This window comes from Sphingobacterium sp. JUb20 (assembly GCF_004342035.1).
Lineage (GTDB): Bacteria > Bacteroidota > Bacteroidia > Sphingobacteriales > Sphingobacteriaceae > Sphingobacterium > Sphingobacterium anhuiense.
This window is the reverse complement of record NZ_SLYV01000003.1, coordinates 372,648-396,782: the sequence shown is the minus strand read 5'-3', so window position 1 is coordinate 396,782 and position 24,135 is coordinate 372,648. Positions and strand designations below refer to the sequence as shown.

Below are 24,135 nucleotides of genomic sequence, written 5' to 3'. Positions count from 1 at the left end.
TTAATCATTAAAAATTGGAACTGCGGCAAACTTATGCGCTGATAAGGCTATACGCTGATCAATTAGCTTATCGATATTTTCATCCCCTGAAGTTCCTGCTAATATAAATGCATCTATTTGACCATATGTCATACCCAGTTCATCCTCATCGGTCTGCCCTTCCCAAAGCCCTGCTGATGGTTTCTTGTCAATAATGGAATCGGGTACTCCGAGGTATCTAGCTAATGTATATACTTCTTGCTTAGTAAGCATACCCAATGGATTAAGGTCTGCTGCGCCATCGCCCCATTTGGTAAAGTAACCCACTGTACGCTCGGCCATATTACCTGTACCGATCACAAATCGGCTTCCAAGCTGCGCTAACTGATAAAGGTAAGTCATGCGAATGCGCGGACGTATATTGGCTTGACTTAAGGCTCGATTGACAGTTGCTGCCTGTCCTAAGAAAGTCACATTGGTGATAGTCAAGGCATCTACGGCTGGTTGGATATCAAAAGTATGGTGTGCGAAATTGAACTTCTGAATCAGTTCCAATGCATGCTGTGAACTGCGGGTATTGGTCATATCATTGCCATAGGGCATCATAACCAAATGCGTATCGATTTTGCCCAGATGGCACAGGCAAGCGACAACACTACAATCTATCCCTCCGCTCATACCTAGAACTACTCCTTTACGGTTGGCAGCAGTAACCTGTTGTGCGATCCATGTTGCTATTTTAGTTGCATAGTGTGCGACATTGTCATCATTGATAACAAATGGCTTTTGTAATTTAGTTTCCATATACGCGATTTGATTCTAGTTTTAATAAATTTCTGATCTCGACAAATGTATTGGTGAAAAGGAATTCACCATCGATATAAAAATCTTTCAAAAGATCTCGATCCTTTAATGCTGTTACTGTCTCTGGATTAAGATCATCGATCAAACGATAATCATGGTCTTCAAATATCACTGCCACCATACCTTTTTGCGATTTTTTGAAGTTTCCGGTATCGGTCGCAGGTCGTTTTTGAATGGCTTTAAATTGTCCATCTACTTCTTCTGCTGTTCCTTTCAATGCGAAACCGAAAGTATCACGAGTTACATACTGATAAGTGTACGAACCTATTCCTAAAGCCGTATTAGTCGAAGCAAAACCTTTTTTCATCAATCCGTTGCAGATCTTTTCAGCACGGTCGACCGTAATAGAATCTCCATAAACAACACCGATATGGGGGTCTAATTCTTTGTATCCTTTTGAATTGACAGTACCACCAAAGATTTCAAACAGGCGTTCAACAATTCCTTTACGAATGGTTTCACGATCGGAATCCTCATCGCCACAGATAATATGGATCGGATCTCCGCTATCGGGACGAATCACAACTTTTCCATCTCTGGCAAGGATCAGTTCTTTTAACTGCGGTATAACTTGGTCTACTACGTTCCAAAGGTCGTAGGTATCAGAAACTATTGAAATATTACCACTTGGATAAACTTCAGTGATGAGATGGCGAAATGCTTCAACTTCCCTTTCCCCATATGAACACATAACACTATGTTCTGTTGAGGGTGTATACATCAGAACATCATTGTTTGCGGCGTAGTAAGATTTAAGATAGTTTCTTACAGATAATGTAGCTGATACTGTAAAACTCAAGAGATGCCCTCCTGCTGTCCGGTATGCAGTCTCCGGAGAGCCCATGCCACGCATAGAGAAATCTCCTGCCTGGCTGTGTACTTTTTGAACATCTCCGGTTTTCTCGGCATAAGTGGTCAATAGTCTTTTATACCGGTCTGCTATGGTAGCTGCTGTCATGGGGGACCAAATATAAGCTGAAAGTTGAGTTTCTAAGTACCCCGGTAACCAGAAAAAATCAGGATGGGTATTTTCGATCGTGAACATAGGTACACCTATAGGAACTAAACTTCCCTCCCTCATTGCTTTGACTTTAATAGGCAGATAACCTAGTTGATGTAAAGCACTGATGTGGGCTGAGCTGTGAGTAGCTGCAAAATTAGCATTGGTATTTGCAAAAACATGCTGGATAGCTTCTTCATATTCGGCCACTACTGTTTCTAACGGTTGCTTGAAAAAATACTGATCAAAGGCATGAGTCATTTCTGCCAGTGCTCCCTGCAATCCGAAAAATACGACATGGCTAATACCGTCTATCCGTGACATACGGGGTGTCCAGGTTTCATATACCCAATTGGTTTTGGCCGGATATTGATCTTTGTGGCATAACTTGTAACCGTCTGTCCAAAGGATGGGATTTTTGCTAATCGGATTAAACATAGTTTTCGAGATTAATGGTGATGTATTCTATTTTGGGATGCGTCTCATGCATCATTGATGTGCTGGTAAAGACTTTGTCAATAGGCGAATCTTGATCGAGCAATTTACCGGATAATGCACGGGGTTCACAATGTGTGACAAGAAGATAAACTTCACTGGCTCCCATTTGTTTCAAAATCTGCCCTGCCCAAAGGAAAGTTCCACCTGCGGAACAAAGATCATCCACGATGATGCACTTTGCCCCTTGTGGTATATCGCCCTGTTTAAGAATCATATTTTCAATACGTCCGGTCTGCGGATTACGGGTCTTGTCAAAGACGCAACTATTAGCATACCCTGCATTTTCATACCGTGAAGCTGCCCCTTTGTCTGGAAAAACGATACGGTCGCTATCTGTAAACTGAAGCTTATTTATGATGGACGGCAACCAATCTAATGCTGGATAAATGGCTTCACAATGATGCAACATTTCAGTAGTCTTGGTAGAGTGCGGTTCGACTACATAAACCTTTTCAAAGTTAAGGTCATTGATAAACTCGCAGATATATTGAAGGGTGAAAAGATCACCGTCAATCTTACGGTCCATACGGCTGTAAGGCATGTAATTGATCACTAACTTACAGTTTACCTGTTCCTGTTCAAGCCTTTTCTTAACAAATAAAAGTTTGATGAGGTCGCCATCCTCTTGATATGTGAACTGAAGGAAGTTATCTTTTAAGATATACGAATCAAAATCTTTCACTTTGGTTTCTTTATTAGGAAACTGTTCTGTGATTATTGTGTGGGTGTTTAATACGATCATAACTCTCTTTTTAATGTTGAGTATATTTTACTCAACAAATATGAGTATTAATTTTTATTTACACAATTTTTCTGAGTATTTTTTACTCAGAAAAAAATATCCTAAATATAAAGAGCTGATAAACAAGGCAAATAATTTTTGATTATAATAGCTTTGTAAACAAAAAAGCCACATCTCTTGATGTAGCTTTAAAATAAACATATGCATTCAAACCTGATTTACTTGTACGCGTTTATCGATTGAGATACTTTCCATCTACCTCCGTCATTAACAATGTTACGATGTCTCCCCGGCTAAAGCCATCTCTCTTCATAGTTACTTTAGCGACCATATTGTCACTTACTTACTGTACAATAGTGGTGCTTGGTTTACAGCTTAGCTAGTCTCCTTTTTGTTTTTCCAGGAATAAAAGAACTCCAGAATGCTGTTGATTTTAACTCTATCATCAATCTCACAATAACTGATTCTAAATTTTAAAATACGACATCAGTTTTTCAGAAAATGATGTAACCCTAGAGCAGGTCATTTCAAAGTTGATTTGTTAAAAGTTACAATCTGCGTCTTAGGTAGTTATTTCAACTTAATAAAGTTGACATTGATTGCCCCAAAATTAGTAATACTCAATCCCGTTATTTCATTTTTTTTGTTTCTGTGAAAATTGATTTCCACGGCAAAAGTAATGACTCCTGTAAATTTATCTTTTTCGACTTCTGTTAGCACAGCATCACTCAATCTGTTATGTGACATTGTTAACTTTCCATTGATGACTTTCAATGTGAAAAGTGATGCCAAATCAGAGTTCTGAAATTGACCTTCAAAAACCTTTAAATTCGTTGCGGCAATATATACCGGGCCTTCTTCAACTCTAATTTGAGACTCAATTATCGGCGATCTCTCTTTAAATTTGTCCGATAAATAAAATTCTGCGATGTCCATTCCTGCCTTATATGAAACAAAACTTTCATCATTACTCAAAAGAATGATGGATAATTTATTCTCCTGAAAACGACCTAAATAAGATTTAAAACCAGCATCGCTTCCTGTATGATTATAGACATTAAGACCTTTGTAGTTTCGGATAAACTGACCTTTGGCATGGTAAATATTTTCTCCATCTCTTACTGCTAAAATAGCAGGTTTGCCATTATCTAACAGTGATTTTTCATTGAAAAGATTAATAAAATCAACATCCCCGACTTTAGGATTTTCAAAGTTAGCAGTCCACTTAACTAGATCTTCAACAGTTGTATAAACATTTGTCGGTCCTACGGAAGAACTGTTAAGGTTTCTTTTACTGTATAATCCGTTTGCATTTCCATAAGAATAAGCTCTATTTTTAACTATTTTTTCGTTATCATCATATATTAAGGTATTTTCCATACCTAGTGGATTGAAAATATTTTCTTTCGCAAACCGACTGAAACTTTTTCCCGAAACCCTTTTTACAATTTCAGTAAGCAATGTAAATCCTGTATTACTATACTTAAATTGACTTCCGGGTAAAAAATTCAGTTCTTTTTGTTTCGTTATTATTTTCATTACTTGTTCGGTAGTAATGACATCATCCATTCTCCAACCTGCCAATGTTAACAATGCCCATTGATCTTTTAATCCACTTGTGTGAGAGCATAAATGCTTAATTGTTATTATTTTTTCATAAATCGGCAATTCGGGAATGTATTTCCTTATATCATCATCCAACGAGATTTTACCTTGTTTCTCTAATAAATAAATTGAAAAAGTAGTAAATTGTTTAGAAACAGAACCTATATTAAAAATCGTTTTTGAAGTAATCGGAATATCATATTCAAGGTTAGCGGTCCCATAGCCTTTTTCGAAAATAAGTTTTCCGTCTTGTACAATACCTACTGCAACACCGGCAGTTTTTGAATTGTATTGAGAAAATAAGGAATCAATTTTCTTTTCTGTAGCTGAATTTGTTTGTGCTGAAAAATTGCTTGATATACAATATTTGCCATTATTCCCATTTTGAAACCAGTTGACATATTCTGAAATTGGAGCTATACACAAAGGTTTTTCTTTGTGGCTTAAAAAAAGATTGGCTTCTGCATAAAAAGCCTTGCCAATATTTTCAGGTTTATTATAAGATGTACCATTAATATAGTTCTGAATACAATTTTCAATGAGAGACTGTTCTGATTGTGCAAAAGATCCATTTGATAGGATTACAAATAAAATTGCGAAAAAGATTTTTCTCATAAGCTTTGGATTTTAATGATTTAAAAATGTTCCTCAAAAATATATTGCTTAAGTTTCAAATCAGTCCAAGTTTATCATAATGAAGTACGGATGTATATTTTAGGAGTAAAAATTATGTTTTTGATAATTTGAAGGCGTAGTTCCTGTGATTTTTCTAAATGAACTATAAAATGTACTGCTCGAATTAAAGCCAGATTCAAAACCCACAGCATCTATTTTCAACTGAGGGCTTTCAATTAATAATCGTTTTGCTTCATCAATTCGATATTCATTAATAAATTGACTAAAACTTTTATTCAAATTATCATTAATTAATTGTGATAGTAATTGAGGTCGAATATTTAATTCTTTTGCTAAAATTGATAAAGTGAGATCAGGGTTAGTATAGATTTTTCTTGTTTCAAAAAGTATATTAATTTTTTCTTGAATTTCCTTTACCAGCTTTTCATCTATTTTGTTGATGTATTTTTCTTTATTAATGACAGGATTTAACGTTTTGTTTTTTGCATAATAAATCAGCATAAACGAAATGTAAAAGCTAAAGGAAAAGGTCAAAGCACCAGAAATATACGACGTATATCTAGATAAAGAATAGGAAAGCCAAATTGCAAAAACACCACAAATAATTGATAATATCCAAGTTTCTTCATAACTAATCTGGTGGCGACTGGTCACTAACTTCATGAAAATTTGTTTAGCCTCATAAATGGATAATACAATAAAAATAAACCACTGAAAATTTATAGCATAATAAATTATTCCTCTCCATACCTCAGAATTATCCTTGTATGGGAAAAGGAATCCAAAAACAGCTACAGCTATTACTATAAAAATGAGACTATATTTTGCAAAAGAATAATTAAGCTTTTGCAATATTGATTTAACAAAAAAGTACAATAAAGGACCAATTAAAACACATGCCGACAAACCTATTTGTAAATACGTTTTTGATAACTGTGGATTAAAATTGTAAATTATAGATTTTCCGATTCGTGTACTTAGCGATAATAATAGAAGCCCTAAAAATAAATCGGATACAACTTTGTTTCTTTTTAAAAATAAGAAATAAAAGCCCAAAACAAGACTATTAAAAACACCTAAAGCACTTAGAAAAAATAATAGTTGATTGTGAATATTCATTAATTTAAAAATATGCTTTCTTTTGGAATTGTTTACAATTGGCCTCAATTTACGCGCTAAAAACGTTCGAGTAATTTTCTTACAATACTACATAAAAATATCAGTACAGTAATTAAATTTTTCTTAAGATAGAGTAAGGCAGTTTTTCCTTTTTTATTGCGGTAGAAAGCAAAAAAGGAACATTCAATAGAGCGCCGTCCTTTTGAGGGTTTTCCATCTGATGATCAGACAGATCATTATTGGGATCATAGAGGTGAAAATAAAAAATGGATCTTTTAAATTGATTTATTCATATTATTCTTTATCAAAATATTTTTTAAGATCGGATATGCTCTTTATCTGGAGTTCAACAGCATGTTTCCTGCGCATCATTAATGCATAAGAATTGTTAAATCCTAAGGGCCTCAGCCATTGAATTCCATACTGTTTCTGAAATTCAGAATTCACATATTGATAGGTTTCTTCTGGACTTTTTGTAACCTTTTTCAGATCTCCATCTGAGGGCTTTAACAATACCAACAACCCGGTTCCCGTGTATTCAGGATAAAAATCTATTGCATCGTTCATCAATGCATCAAAACAAATCTTAGTTCCTCCCAGTCCCGTTTTGGTCTGCACCTTATAATTCGTATAGCCTTCTATCAGCATTTTATACATTTCGGCAAGAACATACTGCTCGCCAAATATCTTCGAGCCAATGCGCACTGTTCCTGCATTTCCAAGGTTTGATTTTTTATATAACTTATTTTTAATTAAAAAATCTTTCGCAATTTTTTCAGGGGTTTGGTTCAGATAGTCGGATTTGTAATTCAGATCCGTCATAATAGAATCATTAAATTTTCCGGCCAAGAGATTAAGTGTTTCTTCAAGTTCCGGAAACTTTTCCAATGTTTTTGATTTAATAATTGGAGCTGCATAATAAGGCGGAAATATCTTTTTGTTATCTTCCAGAACATATAGATCGAAAGCCTTAATTCTTCCGTCAGTAGAATACCCACTAATCAGATCGAGTTCTTCTTCATAAGCTGCTTTATACATAATGGCATCACTTACAACGACAGGATTTACATTAAGTTCGTAAACAGAACGCAAACCAAGATCTCCATCCTGTCTTCCCATAAATTCCGGCGTAAAACCAGCTGTAATTTTTTGATGGGAAATAGAAGTAACTCCATAGACCACTCCCACCATGATAAGTGATGCAGGAATGATATATTTTAACTTATGAAAGATTCTATATCCGAATTTTTGTACAACAGCAATTGCCTGATCTAGTATAACCGCCATTAGGGCTGCAGGAATTGCACCAGATAAGATCATATTGGTATTATTAAGCGATATTCCGCCAAAGATAAATTCACCAAGACCTCCTGCGGCAACAAATGAAGCCAGAGTGGCAACTCCGACATTAATAACCGCAGCAGTTCTTATTCCTGCAATGATTACAGGCATTGCCAGCGGAAATTCGACCTTAAAAAGAAGCTGACTTTTATTCATCCCCAAAGCTTTTGCAGCTTCAACAACAATCGGACTTACCGTTGTGATTCCTGTATATGTATTACGGATAATGGGCAAAAGCGCGTAAATAAGTAAGGCAATAATAGCTGGTTTTGCACCGATTCCAAAAATAGGAATCATGAAGCCCAATAAGGCAATACTTGGAATTGTCTGTAAAACTCCCGCTAATCCGAGAACAGGAGTTGATAATTTCCTTTTGCGGGCGATTAATATTCCTAAAGGCACACCAATAACAATAGCCAGAAGCAATGAAAGAAAAGTAAGCCCAAGATGCTGTATAATCTGAGTTTGCAGTTTTTCATGCTGCTCCATAATAAACTGCCAGAGACTTTGCTGCATCATACGATCTGTAATTTTCTATAATCATTAAACCCCTTGATCAGATTTTCATAATGTCCGGTGTTTTTATAATCTGAACTTAATTTTTGTAGGGCATTCCAGACGGTTGTCGTTTCTTTGAAATCGAACTCTTCTAATCTATTTTCAGGTTCCATATAGCCTAAAACATCTTTTAAAGTGGCTATTTTGTATTCCAATAAAAGATGGTTTTCAGCAAAAAAATCATGAACAAAGTCATTTCTTGAATGATACAGCATTTCTTTTGGGGTTCCTGTCTGAATAATTTTCCCTTTATCCATCAGACATATTCGATGTCCTAATTCAAATGCTTCCTGTACATCATGCGTGACTAGAATAATAGTTTTATTCTTAAGTTCTTCTAGGGATTTAAATGCTGCATGAATATCGGCTTTTGTAATATTATCTAATGCTCCGAAAGGTTCATCCATAAGCAAAACAGGAGTATTTGCGATGAGTGCTCGGGCAATTCCTACTCTTTGCTGCTGTCCACCACTCAGTTCGCCGGGAAACCGTGAAAGCATGTCTTCGGAAAGATGAAGTTTATATAAAAGCTCCGCCATTCGATTTTGGATCTTTCTTTTATCCCATTTTAATAATTTGGGGACAATAGCAATATTCTGTTGAACGGTATAATGAGGAAAGAGCCCGGAATGCTGCATAACAAAACCTATTCTCATCCTTAGATCTTCAATTTTCCGATCACGGATATTCTGACCATTAATTAAGATATCTCCCGAATCGGCCTCTATAAGGCGGTTGATCATTTTTAGCGTTGTTGTTTTTCCGCAACCACTCGTTCCTAGAAGCACCAGAATCTCATGATCATAAGCCTGAAAAGAAATTTGATCAACGGCAGGCTTTCCGTTAAAGCTCTTTGAAACCGATTCTACTGTAATCATAGGTACATTACTGAATTAGTTGTATGTCTGTGAACTGTCATTTCAGAGTGGTTTGGAAAAACTTTCAATTTATTATTACTGCTGTTTCCTCGTGATGTGGTTTCAGAAGTTCATCTTATTAATGATTTATTTAGCGCAGATTCAAAATCTTTTCTAAATGCCGAAAAATCTCGACTATATACCGATGATAAAGCATTAATTAATAAAATAAGGATTACAAATTTTAACTTCATTATTAAAACAGTTAGGATCAAATAATCTATTATATAACAATTTACATATATTTTATCACTTTTACTATGATAATTTCATAATGTTTTTATATAACATAAAAGCCACATCTCAACATATTGTCTTACCTAAACATATGAATTCAAAATTTATTTACTTATAAGAATTAACAGTAAGATACTCTCCTGTTATCGCTATTATTGACTAAAGTCGCATGGTCGATCTTGGTAAAGTCATCAAAACAGCATGATTAGTGTGGCTGCCATATAATCAGCTGATTGCTGAACAATGATGATATTTATTTTACAGTTCAACTGCTCACCTTTTTATTTTTTCAAAAACAAGATGGCCTCTGAACTGTTATTAATTTTAATTTCCGATGTCTGTACTTTTTGGGGGAAGTGGGATGTAAACAACAACTATTCTACTGCTGTAACCGCACCATAATGATCAAGGGTTAGATACTACAATTCATCAACAAAGCAATAATAATGTTTCATAATGTCTTTATTTTATAATTTATTAATTTGGCGTAGGTGTGCACTACTGCTACACAACTTTTAAGGAAAATAGCTGATTGGGGTATGTCATTCCAGTTCAAGGGCATCTTTTTTGGGAGTCGATGTTGAAGACGATATTCAGTATTGCTAAATAGGTATAGACTATCTCATGACTTATTGGAAATCTTATAGGCATAGTTAATGGTAAATGCATTGTTCTACTCTTGTCCAAGGGTAGAGGCAAAACCTGTACACAACTTATCCAGTTGGTTCCACTCATCATTTCCATCGACGAAGCCATCGCCAGCAGAATTGATAGGTATAGTAGAGGCTAAACTATTGGCGTAATTCAAGTAGGGATGACTGAATGTATTGACATTGAATAAATTCCTGTACAATAAAATGTTAATTGAGTACTATTTCTTTTAAACGTGATAATCCTTCAGATGAGTCTCTAAAGACAATCCTTCCCTTTCTATCAATAATAATATAAGTTGGAAAAGTAGACACATGCATTTCAGAAATAATGGAACCTTCTTGTTGACTCATGTCAATATAAATTTGGGGCCAATGAATCTTATTATTATTTAAAATTTCTTTAGCCAGATCAAATTTATCAGCTTTATCAAAGCAAACTCCCACAAAGGAGGATACCTCCTTAACATCTTCAAAAATCACCTTCATTTTGGGCATAGATGCTACACAGGGAGCGCACCATGTTCCCCAAAAATCGATGATCAAATATTTAGAAGATTTACTAAAATACTTTGACAATTCTTTTTGTAGATCGACTGATATATATTGTACTGATGTAGTATCATTTATCTTAGTCAAATAAACCATTGAAAAATTAGTATCCACGCTATCAATTCGCATAAACTTGTTATCAATAAAAATAGTATCATGAACTGAATACTTTTCTTTATATCTTATGTTATTGGCAACTTTATCCTCGTGAGGATAATTTCCCTCCTTGTATATCCTAAATTCAGGTTTATTAAACGACATCCTTTTAGAAACATATACTATGTCCTCACCATAGTGTCCAACTTTATTAAATCCAATTCGAACTGATAAGGGCATTTCATTTAAACGGGCATCGTTGTAGGTCATACCTATAGAAAAAGGGATAAAATAGGCTTCCCATGGTAAGATATAATAATCATCATTAATTTCATTAAAAAAATTAAAATTGAACTTGACCTTTCTCATAATGTAATCAGGAACTGTTTTCAAATTCCATTTCTTTAAAGAATCAGCATGAAATCGATATACGATATCTTTATCAATAAAAATATTATTTTTTCTAGAAATCTCGAGACTGATACTATCGTTGTGCAGGTTGCGGGTAACAATATATAACTTTTGTTTAATGGAATTTTCATTTCTTATCTTTGCAGGAAGATCAAGGTCTACAGTCCATGAAATAGAATCTATTTTTCCTTCATTCATCCAAACATCCTTTGCACCTAGAATATCAACAGAATTACCTTTACTTTCCCTGTAGCTTTTCGCCTCTAATAATGGTATTTTAATGCTTTTCTCTTGACTGAAAATATTTCCGATTCTGATCAAACAGAATAACGTAACCAGATATAATTTGATAGTATTCATTTTAAAATAATATTTAGATTTCTCTGGAAATTTCAAAAAAACTATACAACAGTAGCTAGGAAAAACATTTTTCAACTCCCAATGACAAATCATTTTGATGAATACATTACTACCTTGATAGTTTCTTTTTGAATTTTTATTCGGTTAATTAGTTTCAGTACATTAAATATAAAAAAAACTTAATATAATTACAAATTAACAAACGTTGATTGTCCTTTATAAGCTTTGATTGTCGGCTAGAATCCAAAGGCTATCCAATATCACACTAACCCGATACTGATATTACGACAAAAATCAAAAAAAGCTGCTCTTGGAGCCCACATGAATTGGGTAATCGACACTTCCTACTTAAAGATTATTATTGAGTAAGTTAAAACTTATAGTACTTGCCAATATAAGAAAGGCCCAACGAGTATTTACATATATTCAAACTTCTATTTGTAATAAGTCTAAATAGAACGTATATTTGAACGCTTTGAATACCTCAGTACATAAAATAGAGATTAACAAAAGACGTTTTGAAGAGTTGTTCCAATTGTATTGGAAGAGGATGTATTCATTTGCCCTCAAAAGCCTTGGAGACGAGGATGATGCCAAGGAGATCGTTCAGGAGGTTTTTAAATCACTGTGGGAAAGAAGGCAGCATCTTCAATTGCAAGATGCCGAACGCTATCTATTGCGTTCAGTAAAATTAAAATCGCTGGAATTTCTAAGAAATAAAGGGAATAAGGAGCGGCATCATGACTTGATTTCAAACAGTAAAAGTGAATTGTACGAGGATAATAATCTGTATTACAAAGAACTTAAAAATCATTTAGATAATGCGGTGGACTCATTGCCAACGCAATGCAAAAATGTTTATAAACTGAGTCGCGACGAAGGATTGACCAATAAAGAAATAGCAAATAACTTATTAATTTCAGAACGGGCGGTCGAATATCATATCAGCAGGGCATTAGCTGTTATTAAGATCAGACTTAAAAAATATTGCAATATCAACATTGCTCGATTTCTATTAATTTCTTTTTTGTACTTTTGAATGTATTCGGATTATCAAAAAATGGAAATCAACCAAGAAATACTAAAAAAATATGCTTCTGGGCAATGTTCAGAGGCGGACAAGCATTTAGTCGAAAAATGGTTGAATAATGATTCCTGGGATAGCATCTCGGAAAGCAATCATGCAAATGAAGAAGTTGGATCTGCGATATGGGATAAAATCATTACAGATGCTACTTTAAACAGGAAAATAAAGTGGGGAAAAATTGCAGCAGCGGCGGCGGTCGTTTTTGCGTTGGGTTGTTCTATTTTTTATCTTACCCACCCTTCTTTGGATAATCATACTTTTACAAATACATCTGTTGAAAATAGTAAGTTCTTTATCGAAGACCATTACGATGTGCAGTTAAGTAAGAATAGTACCGCTAATATTAATCTCGTCAATAGAACACTGACTTTTTCGGGAGACTTTATCTTAAAACCTAAAAGAGATTTCGAACTACTGGACAGTAATCATAATATGTTAGTATTTAAAGCTGGAAGAGAATATTTTGTGTCTGATTCTCCAGATTTTGGTAAAATCGTGGCGTTTCAAAAAAGTGATCTGGCTTTTTTACCATCAAATATGCAAATTAAAATCAGAGAACAATTTCAAAGCATTTAATACACAAGCATGAAGCGATTACTAGTGTTGTTTTTCCTTGTAACTTTCATTTTTTCTTGTAAACAAACTCCTGAAAAAAATATAGATCCCAATTTTGTCTTTTGCCTGTTCAACAAAGATGAAAGTCCAACAAGCTTTTTGTTTTCTGAAAATTTAGATGATACAGATAGCCCAACTCTTCAAATCCAACTTTCTACCGCCCGTATACAAGAGCGAGAATATATTTATAAAAACGGCTTCTTTTATCGATTATCAAGTAGAACAAGTGTTTTTACTAAATATCAATTGCAGGGTTCATCCTTAGTTATTATAGACAGCCTACCATTAAAGAACAGTGATTTTGAAACCATAACATGGAAAGATAATAATAATCTAATTGCAGTTTGCAGAGAAGATCTTGCGGAAAAAAAATCTCAAGCCCACGTCTATCAGATCGATGTTGCCGCTATGAAAATCATAAAAGAAGATACACTTGTCTTACCTTTTGCGACAGAAGAATACAAGTCACTACATCTCGGTCTTGTCGATGTTGAAAATGAAGATCTTTGGTTAGCCTACTCCTTTTTTAAAGCTACTGGAAAATACGGACATACAACCTCCGATACAACCTATTACGCAACCATAAAATACGACAGCTTTAAACTTGTAAATATTCAGAAAGAAACCCGTTCAACTTATCCTGGAGGCTTCAATATCATACAATCCTATAGTTTTAAAGATGAACAGGGTGATTACTATTTTATGACTAACCCGGGTATAGCCCTAGGTAATAACCCCAATTTACCAACAGCTATCTTCAGAAAAAATAAAGGGCAGCAGCTAGTCGATCAAGACTATATGATCAATATTTCGAAGATAATCGGAAATCACGCTTACGGGATATGGTACGTTGGCAATGGAAGGGCTATTATCCGTAATGAGCAAAAGAAACTGTATACAGATTTCTCTAATTTTCATGCTGTCTATCAGTTTGAATATCGATTAGTGGATTTAAAATCCGGTTCCATTGAGAAAATCGACCTTCCATTGGATAAAGGTACGCAGAAAGAAAATGTCTGGACTGACAAAAAATTCGTATATATAGCCATAGATGATTCAAATGACGAACATCGCGTTTGGAAATATAACCTGGAGACAAAAGAAATTTCGAAAGGTATCAAACTTCCAAATACGACGAACTTTACCGTCCGTATGAATTATTTGAAGTAATAATACATTTCCGTATTAAAAAAATAAACCTCATAATCAACCACTTGTATATTTTTTAAAAAAATAACGAATATCAACATTCGGTAATTGATAAGTATAGGCAACCCTCTTATATATACTTAATCTAAATAAAATGTTGAAGTCAACATCTACTTTTGTACTGTTATTCATTTTTACTGTATTTACTCAGGCACAAACCTCCAAAAAGAATGCTATTTCAGGTTTTGTCAAAGATAACTTTGGAAAACCGATTGTAGGAGCCACCATACTTCTTAAAGATCAACCCATGGGTACCTCGTCAGATGTAGACGGATATTATAAATTACAGACAACAGTATCTAATGAAGCCATTATACGCGTGACCGCAGTTGGATATAGACCTCAAGAAAGAACCTTAGACAATAAATTAATACAGGATTTTCAGCTTAAAGAAGATCACAATTATATCGATGAAGTTACTATATCCGCACGTGGAAAAACTGAAAATGAGCATCAAGTAGCATCGATAAAGCGTTCAGGATTCAATGTGAGCGTCATTGATATGAACAAGCATGCCAATGAAGCGGCAAATTTAACCCAAGTTTTGAAAAGAGCCACTGGAGTAACGATACGTGAAGATGGTGGATTGGGATCCAATTTTATATTTCGGATCAATGGATTAGATGCAAAAATTTACATCGACGGTGTTCCCATGGAGAACTTTGGTACATCAATGTCTTTAAATAATATCCCCGTCAATCTTATAGACCGTGTTGAAGTTTATAAGGGTGTAGTACCTGCATTTTTAGGTTCTGATGCCTTAGGTGGTGCCGTCAATATCATTACCAAACGTCGCGCAAGACCTTATTTGGACCTTAGTTATTCGCTTGGCTCCTTCAATACGCATCAAGCCGCAGTAGTGGGTACATTTACCAATCCGAAAAGCAAACTATCACTCCGAATGAATGCATTTTACAATCATTCTGACAATGATTATACCATGTACACAGCCGAAAAGTACAATGTTATTTTAGAAAAGACTGTCGATAATAAATTTGTTCCCGTGCCCAAAGTCAAGCGATTTAACGATGCTTACACTTCTGCCATGGGACAGTTAGAAGCTGGTTTCAGGGATGTATCTTGGGCTGATCAATTTTATGCAGGTCTGACTTATTCCCAAAATCATAAAGAGAACCAACTAGGAGCTTCCATTAACAAGGTGTATGGCGGATCATGGTCTGAAAGTAACTATTTGATGCCAACCCTGAGTTACAAAAAAAACAATTTCGTTATAAACCGTCTTTACGCCGACGTTTTCACAAGTTATAGTTACGACACTCGATATGTAAGAGATACCGCATTGTATAATTACGACTGGTCTGGAGGTTGGATATCAAATCAAATCGGTACAACGCCCAACCCGCAGAAAGATGTAAAGTATAATTTGTCGAATTACTTAGCGCGGGTCAATTTAAACTACGATTTTGATGAAGCCCGCAATCAAAGTTTAAACTTCAACTACAACTTTAACAGCAACAACCAAAAAGAATATGATAGAATCGGGAACTACGACCGATCTGGATTACCATCCTATTTGGGAAGACATATTTTAGGTTTATCATGGCAAAACCAATGGTTTGATAAACGATTATCAAATGTTTTAGCGATAAAATATTATCGATTAGATGCATCCAAAGATATTGATGAACGAAAATTTGATGGAAATAACGATTTGCTAAGTGGAGACATCATTCATCAAAAAAAACAAGGCAGTTATTATAGCATGAGTATTGCCACAAGGTATAGAATCACAAAAGATGGTGGATGGAAGCTGTCGTATGAAAGAGCATATAACTTACCATCCATGACGGGCCTTTTTGGCGACGGCCAAAATATTACGTCAAATTGGGATTTAAAACCTGAACGCAGCGATAATATCAACACCGGATTTTACTACAATACTTTCATCAACCAGGATCATTTTATCAATGTAGATGTAACGGGTTTCTACAGATTAGCAGATCATTATATTAACACCCGCGCCGTTACACAGAATGGAAACGATTATTTTCAATATTACAACGTTGATGGTGTCAAGCTCTATGGCTTTGAAGCTGAAGTGAAATATGGATTTAAGGATCTTTTTGCTATTACGCTCAATGGCTCTTACGATAAAGCCATCGACAATGCAAAATACACAGATGATTCCGGTAATCAACAGGTCAGCTTAAATTATGGCCACCAACTTGCCAATCGACCATGGATCTATGGAAACGTAGATGTAAGCCTTATCCAGAATAACTGGTTTCAAAAAGGAAGCAGAATACAATTATCCTATTTACATCAATATTCCCACTGGTTTTACCTTACAGAAGCATACCTCGGTTCTCTTGAATCCAAAGATCATATTCCGTCTCAAAATATCCATTCCGCTGTACTTAGCTATGCTTGGGATCGTAATAAATACAACGTATCCTTTGAAGCCAGAAACCTGACAGATGAAAGAGCATACGACAACTTTCGCCTCCAAAAGCCTGGACGGGCATTTTATGTCAAGCTGAGATTATCAATCATGTAAAAACAATAAATACATATTTTTTATGAAAATCAACAAATTCGCCATCGCAATATTCGCTGCGACAGTATTATTTTCTTCTTGTAAGAAGTCTCCGGAAATCACCAGCCCTGAAAAGCCAACACAGAATTCAAATAGCTTATATAGTATATGGGTGACGACCGCATCGGGTTCTTCCTATCTGCTCACTGCAGACAATTTGATGAAAGATACTCTATTGACTCCCAACAACAATCAAGGAATCGATATTACGTCTCACCTTCCCGCATCTTTTTATGCTATTTACGCCTATGCCTATGAAGGGAAATACTATATATCCAATGATGGTACAAGGTTTAGTCAATTTGAAATCCTAAATAGCAAATCCTGGAAAGAGACCAATAACTATGCCTTCCCTGGAAATTTTTATTTAGGAAAAGTTTTAAAAGATATCAGTACAAAAGATGAAATGGTCGTCACTAAAACGGCCGGTGTTACGAATAAAGAGAAAAATGTACTGGAACAACCCATCTACTTTATGAATGTCAACAACATGACCATCAATAAGACAGTGGGTGTGGAAATACCAATGATCAAATTTAATCCTAAAACTCCAGAAGGAAAAGATCATAACCCCTATATCGTACCGACAAGCTTCACGCAAAGAGGTGACAAATTATTTGTTGGTCACAAATATAGAAGTAATGAGACACGTCAGGATATCATCGATACAGCATACATGTATGTTTGCGATTACCCAAGTTTGGCCAATGGTAAAATTATAAAAGATGGACGCGGTGGCTTTACCGCTGGACACTGGGAGGTACAAACACTGTCTTTCACAGACGATAATAACGACCTGTATATCGTAACTAAAAAAACCAATGTGGCTACCTATGCTCTTTTACGTATTAAATCGGGCGAAACGACCTTCGATCCAACTTATTTCTTTGATTTAAAAGATTATAATGTATTCAAAAATAGTACTGCACAGGTACAAAAATTAGGAAACGGTAAAGTTTATATCAGTCCATATGTCATAGATCCTTCAAACAAAAAAGTTATTGCGGATCTAAGAATTCTAGTTGGTGGCGGTGAATCAAAAACAACAATGAATTTTATGGAGAATGGTAAACTGTACGATGTATTCAAAACAGACGAATCGAAATGGTTTGTATATGAATACGATCCGGCTAATAATTCCGTAAAACGTGGCGCCGAGATCGACCCGGGAATTACGCAAGTTTATCATCTGAATAAACTCAAATAAAATTAAACACCTTTTAAGAAATACCGAGGAGGTATCACATTCCGGCTCGGTATTTCTCTATTCAAAAACCCGAAAGTTAAACTATATGAAAAAATTAATATTCACACTCCTCTCCTTTTTTATCGTTCTATCGGCTTCGGCACATGCGGTATTTATTGAAACCTCACTAAAGGGCATTCAAGGAAAATCCCACGCTATAAAAATAGTCTATGGCGAACCTGATGAACATGAAGTCATCTCCAAATGGTGGTGGTACAAAGCAGGTATGGAAATTACATTGACACTGATTAAACCGGATGGCAGCACCTCGTCTTTAATCACTACAGCACAGGATGATCACCTTTTGACGTCATTCATTCCTGACCAAGACGGCGTGTATCATGTTTCTCTAAAAAGAGATACCGAAAGGAAGAAAGGCGCTAAAACACAATATCAGATCAATGCAATAGCAACCATTCAAGTCGGAAATTCCACCATTGGCAATACAGCAACGCACCTTGATAATGAATTATTTGTCTTCGCTGAACAAACTGCATTTAAAAATAAAAAAGAAGTCACTCTGACTTTATTCCAAAAAGGCAAGCCTGCATCCAATACCGCGGTTCAAATCATTGCACCGAGTGGCTGGATTAAATGGCTGGAAACAGATGAGCAAGGTCGAGTCAAATTTACTCCCGAATGGAAAGGCAAATATTATGCTGAAGTCTCTAAAAGAGAAAAAGTAACAGGACAGGATTTTGAAGAGTACAGCCGAACGAGTTCGATGAGCTTTGCTGTAAAATAAATTGAGGATGGCTGTAAGAAAGAGGAAAAACACGTCGATATTTCGATTGGTTAATAATTGGCTACACCTTTGGCTGGGATTAATTTCCGGGATTATTGTCTTTGTCATCTGCTTGATGGCTTGCCTCTGGGTTTTCAATCATGAAATCACAGATCTTGCCATTCCGAAAAAAGAAAGACAATATATCCTTGCTTCCAGCCAATCGTTGATTGCTCCATCGCGCATTTTTAGTCTTGCGGACTCACTCTATCCAAATACTGTTGTACGAGGTATTACTTATACAAGAGATCACCCCGTTTCCTTTACCATTCATGTAAAAGACAAAGACGATACTAAAAAAACACAACCGCAGGTGCACTTATTACACCCTTACACTGGTAAATACTTAGGCCTGCAAATGGAGGATAATTCGGAAGAAGCACAGTTAAGAAAAAAATTAAATAGCTTTTTTGCTTGGACACTCAGTGGACACCGATTTCTCTGGCTACCGAGAGATATTGGACGTCCAATTGTCAATTATGCGACGCTGATATTCAGTCTGACGTTAATCACAGGGTTGGTGTGGTGGTATCCAAAAAAATGGACAAAATCCACACGTGAGAAAAGCTTCCGGATCAAGTGGAGGGCCGGCTGGAAAAGAGTCAACTTGGATCTCCATAATGTAGTTGGTTTTTATTCTTTCCTTTTGGTTCTATTACTGGCTGTAACCGGTATGTATTATGGTCTAGAATGGTTCAATAGAGCACTATATTGGTCTACAAACTGGGGAAAGCCTTTAGCCGAACGGACATCTGTTCATTCAGATTCAACGAAGATTGATCAATTGGCGCACTTTCCAAAAGCTTTTGATCGAGAAATCCGAACTATACTTACGCAATATAAAGATCCACATTATTTGACAATCACCTATCCGGATACCTTAAAAAAAGATGCCACGATTTCAGTATACATTAGAAATGATATGGATAGGCAGTACAACAATCGCTATTATTCATTCGACCAGTATACGGGCACATTTTTACCGAACAATATTTCGCTATTTAATAAGGATTTTTATGAACTCCATGCAGGTGAAAAATTTAGAAGACTCAATTATGATATCCATGTTGGTTCCATCTGGGGGTTTCCCACGAAAGTGTTAGCATTTATTCTGACCTTCATCGCTGGCTCCTTACCTATTACAGGTTTTATAATCTGGTACAACCGGAAATGGGGAAAGAAAAAAGGGCGTAATAAACCTTTAAAAGGAACAGTTGCCCATGACGCTATGCAAGTTCAAAATACGGAAGCAGATGCAACGATTAGAAAAAAGTCGATACGTTTTCGGCCAAAAACCACCAAAACATAGGCTTCCTAATCATCACTATTTAATTTATGCTTAAGAGGGTTCTTTCTTTAGAAAGAACAAGAGATACTATTTATGAAGAGATCTACATTATTAACGATTCTGCTTTCAAGTTCTTCTATGGGACTCGTAGCACAGACGAAGGTGTCTGGAAAAATATTTGACAAAGATGGACATTCAATTAAAGGAGCTACAGCAAGTCTTTTACGTTTACCCGATTCGGCATTAATCATGCAGGCAGATGCGGCAAAGGATGGATCATTTCAATTGCATGCGACCAAGAATGGCGATTATGTGATTCGTTACAGTTCCGTTGGCTACACGACGATGAACAGTAAAATGTACAAACTGTCGGGAACAGATCAGACAATAGTACCCGCTTTTTTACAACCGTCCGAACATAGGATGGAAACCGTCCAGGTGATCGGAAAGCAAGCCAGTGTACGGCAGTATGCCGACAAGATGGTTGTTGATATCGAAGGAAGTGTATTGGCTGAAGGAAACAATGTCCTCGAGCTCCTCGAAAAGACCCCTGGTCTTGTCTCTGACGGAAAAGGGAATTTTTCAATTCAAGGCCGTGCCGGTGCTAATGTGCGTATCAATGGCCGCGACATGTATGTATCTGGAGAACAGCTCGCGAGTATCTTGCGTGGACTTCTGGCATCTGAAGTTTCAAAATTGGAGTTGATCAGCAATCCTTCGGCTCGTGAAGATGCTTCGGGAACAGCAGGGATTATTAATATCGTGACCAAGCGAAATACAAAGGTAGGCTTTGGTGGGGATGCTTTTGTCCGAGCTGGACAAGGGCGAGCGTTTTATGGTGGTTTTGGAGGAGGTCTGCATTATAAGGTCAATGGTCTCGATATGTACGTTCAGGGCAATAAGAGTTATGACCGCAGCAATAGTCACAATCTGACCGAAAGAAGCTTTTTTGATCAAGGAAACTTAACTTCCTTTCAACGGCAACTAGAAAACAAAAAACTCGATGACGCCGCTTTTCATAGCGTTCGGGCAGGCGCAAAATATGAATTTTCCGATGGCGGAATCCTTGATGGAAGTGTGCACTGGATGAGGGGTAATTATAAGCCATACGCATCCATCGAGATGGATAGCTGGAATTATCCGGAAAACATACAAACTGAACGCGCAGTTAGCAATAATCATTTTGATGAGTCTTTCAAGAATTGGACATTTAATATTAATTATGTCAACAAATACGAGGGTGAAGATCACTTTTTAAAATTTAATTTTGACTTCGCTCCTCACGGTAATGACTATAATAATCGCTTTGAAACAGAGAAATTCAATTTACGAACGGATCAAAAAACCGCTATCGGACGGACCAATGTACAGGATTTGAGTAATACGACATATTCCGGAAGATTAGATTATAGTAAACCACTAACTGATTCGAGTAAAATTGAACTTGGCTGGAAGGGGACGTACTTTTTTATCAATAACGATGTGGTCAATACCATACTGGATAAGGGTTCATGGATACGCGATCATGCCACTTCAAACCGTTTTCAATATACACAACACATTGAAGCCCTATATGCCATCTACTCTGGTAAATTCAAGAAGATCGAATATCAAGCTGGCCTCCGTGGTGAATATACATTTATTAATGCCAATCAAGTCACCTTGAATAAGAAAAATGATCAGCGTTATTTTGACCTATTCCCGAGCGGATCGTTGTTGTACCAATTGAATGACAAAAACACATTAAGAACATCATTCAGCAGTCGTATTGAACGACCGGGCGATCACGACATCAATATCTTTCGGATCTATGAAGATGCTTATAGTTACAATGAAGGGAATCCAGATTTAAAACCGGAGAAGAGTTACATCACTGAGATAGGTCATGGGTATAAAAATAAATTATTCACCACATTAGGCGTTTCCTATGGACGTGACATCATCAACTGGATTGTTCGTCAAGGTGATCAAGTTGGAGAAAATTTATCGAGACCCGAGAATATTGGACGTTATCTGAATTATAGCGCAAGTATCATGTACAATCAGACATTACGTACATGGTGGACAGCAAGTCATTACATCAATACATTTTACAATAACTATTCTGGTGAAATTGGAACGATTAACCTAGATTCAAAAGGATCCAGCTGGACAGCCAATAGCCGTCACACACTTCAATTCAAATATGGTCTCCGCGCTGAAATAGCAGCTTACTATCGGTCAGGAGTTACAACAGGACCTTCAAGAACTGACAAAAGGTATGGTTTAGATTTGGCGGCAGAAAAGAAAATGTTCGGAGAGCGGGGTATGATTAAGCTGACCGCAAATGGCTTACTTAGAAATGCTAACCCTCAGCTGGTAAGTGAATATGGGAACCTAAAAGTATTTTATTCAGATTTTCCAGATAACAGAAAAGTGTTACTGTCATTGAGCTACCGGTTTGGTAATTAAAAAACAATAACCGAAATGTTATACTATTACGTCAAGGTAGCACGGATCTTGTCAAATTCGCCATTCTTAAGGCGCTATTTGACCAGGTCCGTTATTGATCGACTCCTGACCATGGCTGGACAATAATTCATTTCAAAAATTTTAGGAAAAGAAAAAATCTGCTCATTAAAAATAGAAACAAATCAATTTGGGAACAAGATATTTGTTTGGTATCTTAGGTATACGCTTTACTACATGGACAAGTCACAGAATCATTGCAGTGCAGTGCAATTCAAAAACAACTACATAGTAAATTACGTTTCAGTAAATTGTTAAAATATTTTAAGCACTTGATAAAAAATAATATGGAAAAATTTTTAGGAGTAGACGGACAATATCACTCAGAAGGATCTTTTCTTGGAACAGATGGTAAATATCATCCAGAAGGATCTTTCCTTGGAACTGATGGACAATACCACCCAGAAGGATCTTTCCTTGGAACTGATGAAAAATATCACCCAAAAGGATCTTTTCTCGGAACGGATGGACAATATCACCCAGAGGGATTCTTTCTTGGAAAGGATGGACAATATCACCCAGAAGGTTTTTTTCTTGGAACGGATGGACAATATCACCCAGAAGGTTCTTTCCTAGGAACTGATGGTAAATATTACCCAGAAGGAAGTTTCATTGGAGCTGATGGTAAATATCATCCAAAAGGATCTTCCCTTGGAGCAGATGGAGAATACCATTAATTTGACTTTTAATTCTTGGATGAAATTAGGTAATATGCCCCATTTCATGCACTTGATAAGTCCTTTTAAATAATTTTAGGATAATCCATTCTAATTCACTGATCAAAAGTTTAAGAAATAATACGCATCGAAGATTTACTCTTTAGACATGATTCGTGTAGAATTTTAAGACATACACTATTTAAAGTAGGTAAATGGTATAAGAATAACAATTGAAAAAAATTCTTAGTTCAATAGAGAGAATTTTGGTCAGATACGTAGCAATACTATAGGGAAAAATAATGGCAGTTATAGTCCTGAAGAAAACAATAATACCTGAAATTACAGTGTCGAATATCATGATTCGACACTGTCGCTATCCTTAGTCGAGGCAACTCCCTAATTAATTGCTTTTACAAATTGCCCTTTGAAATCAAAAATAAGATTCGCTCCTCCTCTAATATCTATTTTGTAAGTCTTATCTTCTTTTTCAATAAATTCAACCTGGCTTGCAGGATAATTTAGTATAATGTAAGACAAAATATTTTTTCTGACATCCTGTGCAGAAAATTTTCCTTCTAGTCCGTTTATTAAATTCCAATTAACCATATCATTTAAGT

19 protein-coding genes are annotated in these 24,135 nt (G+C 35.9%); 9 read left to right on the top strand and 10 right to left on the bottom strand.

Annotated features, from left to right (window positions below; genetic code table 11):
* The 9 genes from nadE to EDF66_RS07605 all read right to left on the bottom strand — a co-directional run bounded on the left by nadE (position 1) and on the right by EDF66_RS07605 (position 11,565).
* Positions 1-783: an NAD(+) synthase gene (gene nadE / locus EDF66_RS07645; protein ID WP_132841716.1), complete on the bottom strand. Its 783-nt coding sequence runs from the start codon at positions 781-783 to the stop codon at positions 1-3.
* The gene (locus tag EDF66_RS07640; RefSeq protein ID WP_132841715.1) at positions 773-2,281 is read right to left on the bottom strand and encodes a nicotinate phosphoribosyltransferase; all 1,509 of its coding nucleotides are present in this window, start codon (positions 2,279-2,281) and stop codon (positions 773-775) included. Before EDF66_RS07640 ends, nadE begins: the two co-directional genes overlap by 11 nt.
* Entirely contained in the window at positions 2,274-3,083 is an 810-nt protein-coding gene (locus tag EDF66_RS07635) for a ribose-phosphate pyrophosphokinase (protein WP_132841713.1), read from the bottom strand. The genes EDF66_RS07640 and EDF66_RS07635 overlap by 8 nt, the downstream gene beginning before the upstream one ends.
* A 570-nt stretch (positions 3,084-3,653) precedes the next feature.
* The gene (locus EDF66_RS07630) at positions 3,654-5,303 is read right to left on the bottom strand and encodes a serine hydrolase domain-containing protein (protein WP_132841711.1); all 1,650 of its coding nucleotides are present in this window, start codon (positions 5,301-5,303) and stop codon (positions 3,654-3,656) included.
* A gap of 99 nt (positions 5,304-5,402) precedes the next feature.
* Positions 5,403-6,443: a helix-turn-helix domain-containing protein gene (locus EDF66_RS07625; RefSeq protein WP_132841709.1), complete on the bottom strand. Its 1,041-nt coding sequence runs from the start codon at positions 6,441-6,443 to the stop codon at positions 5,403-5,405.
* A gap of 294 nt (positions 6,444-6,737) precedes the next feature.
* On the bottom strand, positions 6,738-8,303 hold the full coding sequence (locus tag EDF66_RS07620; protein ID WP_132841708.1) for an ABC transporter permease/substrate-binding protein: 1,566 nt from the start codon (positions 8,301-8,303) through the stop codon (positions 6,738-6,740).
* On the bottom strand, positions 8,300-9,220 hold the full coding sequence (locus EDF66_RS07615) for an ABC transporter ATP-binding protein (protein ID WP_132841706.1): 921 nt from the start codon (positions 9,218-9,220) through the stop codon (positions 8,300-8,302). Before EDF66_RS07615 ends, EDF66_RS07620 begins: the two co-directional genes overlap by 4 nt.
* Before the next feature lie 949 nt (positions 9,221-10,169).
* The gene (locus EDF66_RS07610) at positions 10,170-10,349 is read right to left on the bottom strand and encodes a hypothetical protein (RefSeq protein WP_132841704.1); all 180 of its coding nucleotides are present in this window, start codon (positions 10,347-10,349) and stop codon (positions 10,170-10,172) included.
* A 7-nt stretch (positions 10,350-10,356) separates the two neighbouring features.
* Positions 10,357-11,565, bottom strand: a complete 1,209-nt coding sequence (locus EDF66_RS07605; RefSeq protein ID WP_165902397.1) for a TlpA family protein disulfide reductase — start codon at positions 11,563-11,565, stop codon at positions 10,357-10,359.
* A gap of 466 nt (positions 11,566-12,031) precedes the next feature.
* Between EDF66_RS07605 and EDF66_RS07600 the strand changes: the two genes are divergently transcribed.
* The 9 genes from EDF66_RS07600 to EDF66_RS07560 all read left to right on the top strand — a co-directional run bounded on the left by EDF66_RS07600 (position 12,032) and on the right by EDF66_RS07560 (position 23,536).
* A complete protein-coding gene (locus EDF66_RS07600) occupies positions 12,032-12,604 on the top strand; it encodes an RNA polymerase sigma-70 factor (RefSeq protein ID WP_243655449.1) in 573 nt (190 codons plus the stop codon).
* Between the two features lie 21 nt (positions 12,605-12,625).
* Positions 12,626-13,228: a hypothetical protein gene (locus EDF66_RS07595; RefSeq protein WP_132841701.1), complete on the top strand. Its 603-nt coding sequence runs from the start codon at positions 12,626-12,628 to the stop codon at positions 13,226-13,228.
* Between the two features lie 9 nt (positions 13,229-13,237).
* Complete coding sequence (locus tag EDF66_RS07590) at positions 13,238-14,437, top strand: hypothetical protein (RefSeq protein WP_132841699.1); 1,200 nt, start codon at positions 13,238-13,240, stop codon at positions 14,435-14,437.
* Between the two features lie 133 nt (positions 14,438-14,570).
* Positions 14,571-16,994 (top strand): TonB-dependent receptor, encoded by a 2,424-nt coding sequence (locus EDF66_RS07585; RefSeq protein ID WP_132841698.1) that lies wholly within the window; start codon positions 14,571-14,573, stop codon positions 16,992-16,994.
* A gap of 22 nt (positions 16,995-17,016) precedes the next feature.
* On the top strand, positions 17,017-18,240 hold the full coding sequence (locus EDF66_RS07580; protein ID WP_132841696.1) for a hypothetical protein: 1,224 nt from the start codon (positions 17,017-17,019) through the stop codon (positions 18,238-18,240).
* Between the two features lie 85 nt (positions 18,241-18,325).
* Entirely contained in the window at positions 18,326-19,024 is a 699-nt protein-coding gene (locus EDF66_RS07575) for a DUF4198 domain-containing protein (protein WP_132841694.1), read from the top strand.
* A 7-nt stretch (positions 19,025-19,031) separates the two neighbouring features.
* The gene (locus EDF66_RS07570; RefSeq protein ID WP_132841692.1) at positions 19,032-20,372 is read left to right on the top strand and encodes a PepSY-associated TM helix domain-containing protein; all 1,341 of its coding nucleotides are present in this window, start codon (positions 19,032-19,034) and stop codon (positions 20,370-20,372) included.
* Positions 20,373-20,444: 72 nt separating this feature from the next.
* Complete coding sequence (locus EDF66_RS07565; protein WP_132841690.1) at positions 20,445-22,802, top strand: TonB-dependent receptor domain-containing protein; 2,358 nt, start codon at positions 20,445-20,447, stop codon at positions 22,800-22,802.
* A 344-nt stretch (positions 22,803-23,146) separates the two neighbouring features.
* Complete coding sequence (locus EDF66_RS07560) at positions 23,147-23,536, top strand: hypothetical protein (protein WP_132841688.1); 390 nt, start codon at positions 23,147-23,149, stop codon at positions 23,534-23,536.
* A 378-nt stretch (positions 23,537-23,914) separates the two neighbouring features.
* On the opposite strand, the gene EDF66_RS07555 is transcribed toward EDF66_RS07560, so the two are convergent.
* The gene (locus EDF66_RS07555) at positions 23,915-24,124 is read right to left on the bottom strand and encodes a PepSY-like domain-containing protein (protein ID WP_132771418.1); all 210 of its coding nucleotides are present in this window, start codon (positions 24,122-24,124) and stop codon (positions 23,915-23,917) included.
* Between the last annotated feature and the right edge of the window lie 11 nt (positions 24,125-24,135).

What these genes read in the sequence shown, in the direction of transcription:
- EDF66_RS07555 (WP_132771418.1), bottom strand. Translation starts at nt 24,124, where the DNA reads ATGGTTAATTGGAATTTAATAAACGGACTAGAAGGAAAATTTTCTGCA.
- EDF66_RS07620 (WP_132841708.1), bottom strand. Translation starts at nt 8,303, where the DNA reads ATGATGCAGCAAAGTCTCTGGCAGTTTATTATGGAGCAGCATGAAAAA.
- EDF66_RS07565 (WP_132841690.1), top strand. Translation starts at nt 20,445, where the DNA reads ATGAAGAGATCTACATTATTAACGATTCTGCTTTCAAGTTCTTCTATG.
- EDF66_RS07590 (WP_132841699.1), top strand. Translation starts at nt 13,238, where the DNA reads ATGAAGCGATTACTAGTGTTGTTTTTCCTTGTAACTTTCATTTTTTCT.
- EDF66_RS07595 (WP_132841701.1), top strand. Translation starts at nt 12,626, where the DNA reads ATGGAAATCAACCAAGAAATACTAAAAAAATATGCTTCTGGGCAATGT.
- EDF66_RS07575 (WP_132841694.1), top strand. Translation starts at nt 18,326, where the DNA reads ATGAAAAAATTAATATTCACACTCCTCTCCTTTTTTATCGTTCTATCG.
- EDF66_RS07585 (WP_132841698.1), top strand. Translation starts at nt 14,571, where the DNA reads ATGTTGAAGTCAACATCTACTTTTGTACTGTTATTCATTTTTACTGTA.
- EDF66_RS07570 (WP_132841692.1), top strand. Translation starts at nt 19,032, where the DNA reads ATGGCTGTAAGAAAGAGGAAAAACACGTCGATATTTCGATTGGTTAAT.
- EDF66_RS07640 (WP_132841715.1), bottom strand. Translation starts at nt 2,281, where the DNA reads ATGTTTAATCCGATTAGCAAAAATCCCATCCTTTGGACAGACGGTTAC.
- EDF66_RS07625 (WP_132841709.1), bottom strand. Translation starts at nt 6,443, where the DNA reads ATGAATATTCACAATCAACTATTATTTTTTCTAAGTGCTTTAGGTGTT.
- EDF66_RS07605 (WP_165902397.1), bottom strand. Translation starts at nt 11,565, where the DNA reads ATGAATACTATCAAATTATATCTGGTTACGTTATTCTGTTTGATCAGA.
- EDF66_RS07615 (WP_132841706.1), bottom strand. Translation starts at nt 9,220, where the DNA reads ATGATTACAGTAGAATCGGTTTCAAAGAGCTTTAACGGAAAGCCTGCC.
- EDF66_RS07560 (WP_132841688.1), top strand. Translation starts at nt 23,147, where the DNA reads ATGGAAAAATTTTTAGGAGTAGACGGACAATATCACTCAGAAGGATCT.
- EDF66_RS07635 (WP_132841713.1), bottom strand. Translation starts at nt 3,083, where the DNA reads ATGATCGTATTAAACACCCACACAATAATCACAGAACAGTTTCCTAAT.
- nadE (WP_132841716.1), bottom strand. Translation starts at nt 783, where the DNA reads ATGGAAACTAAATTACAAAAGCCATTTGTTATCAATGATGACAATGTC.
- EDF66_RS07580 (WP_132841696.1), top strand. Translation starts at nt 17,017, where the DNA reads ATGAAAATCAACAAATTCGCCATCGCAATATTCGCTGCGACAGTATTA.
- EDF66_RS07630 (WP_132841711.1), bottom strand. Translation starts at nt 5,303, where the DNA reads ATGAGAAAAATCTTTTTCGCAATTTTATTTGTAATCCTATCAAATGGA.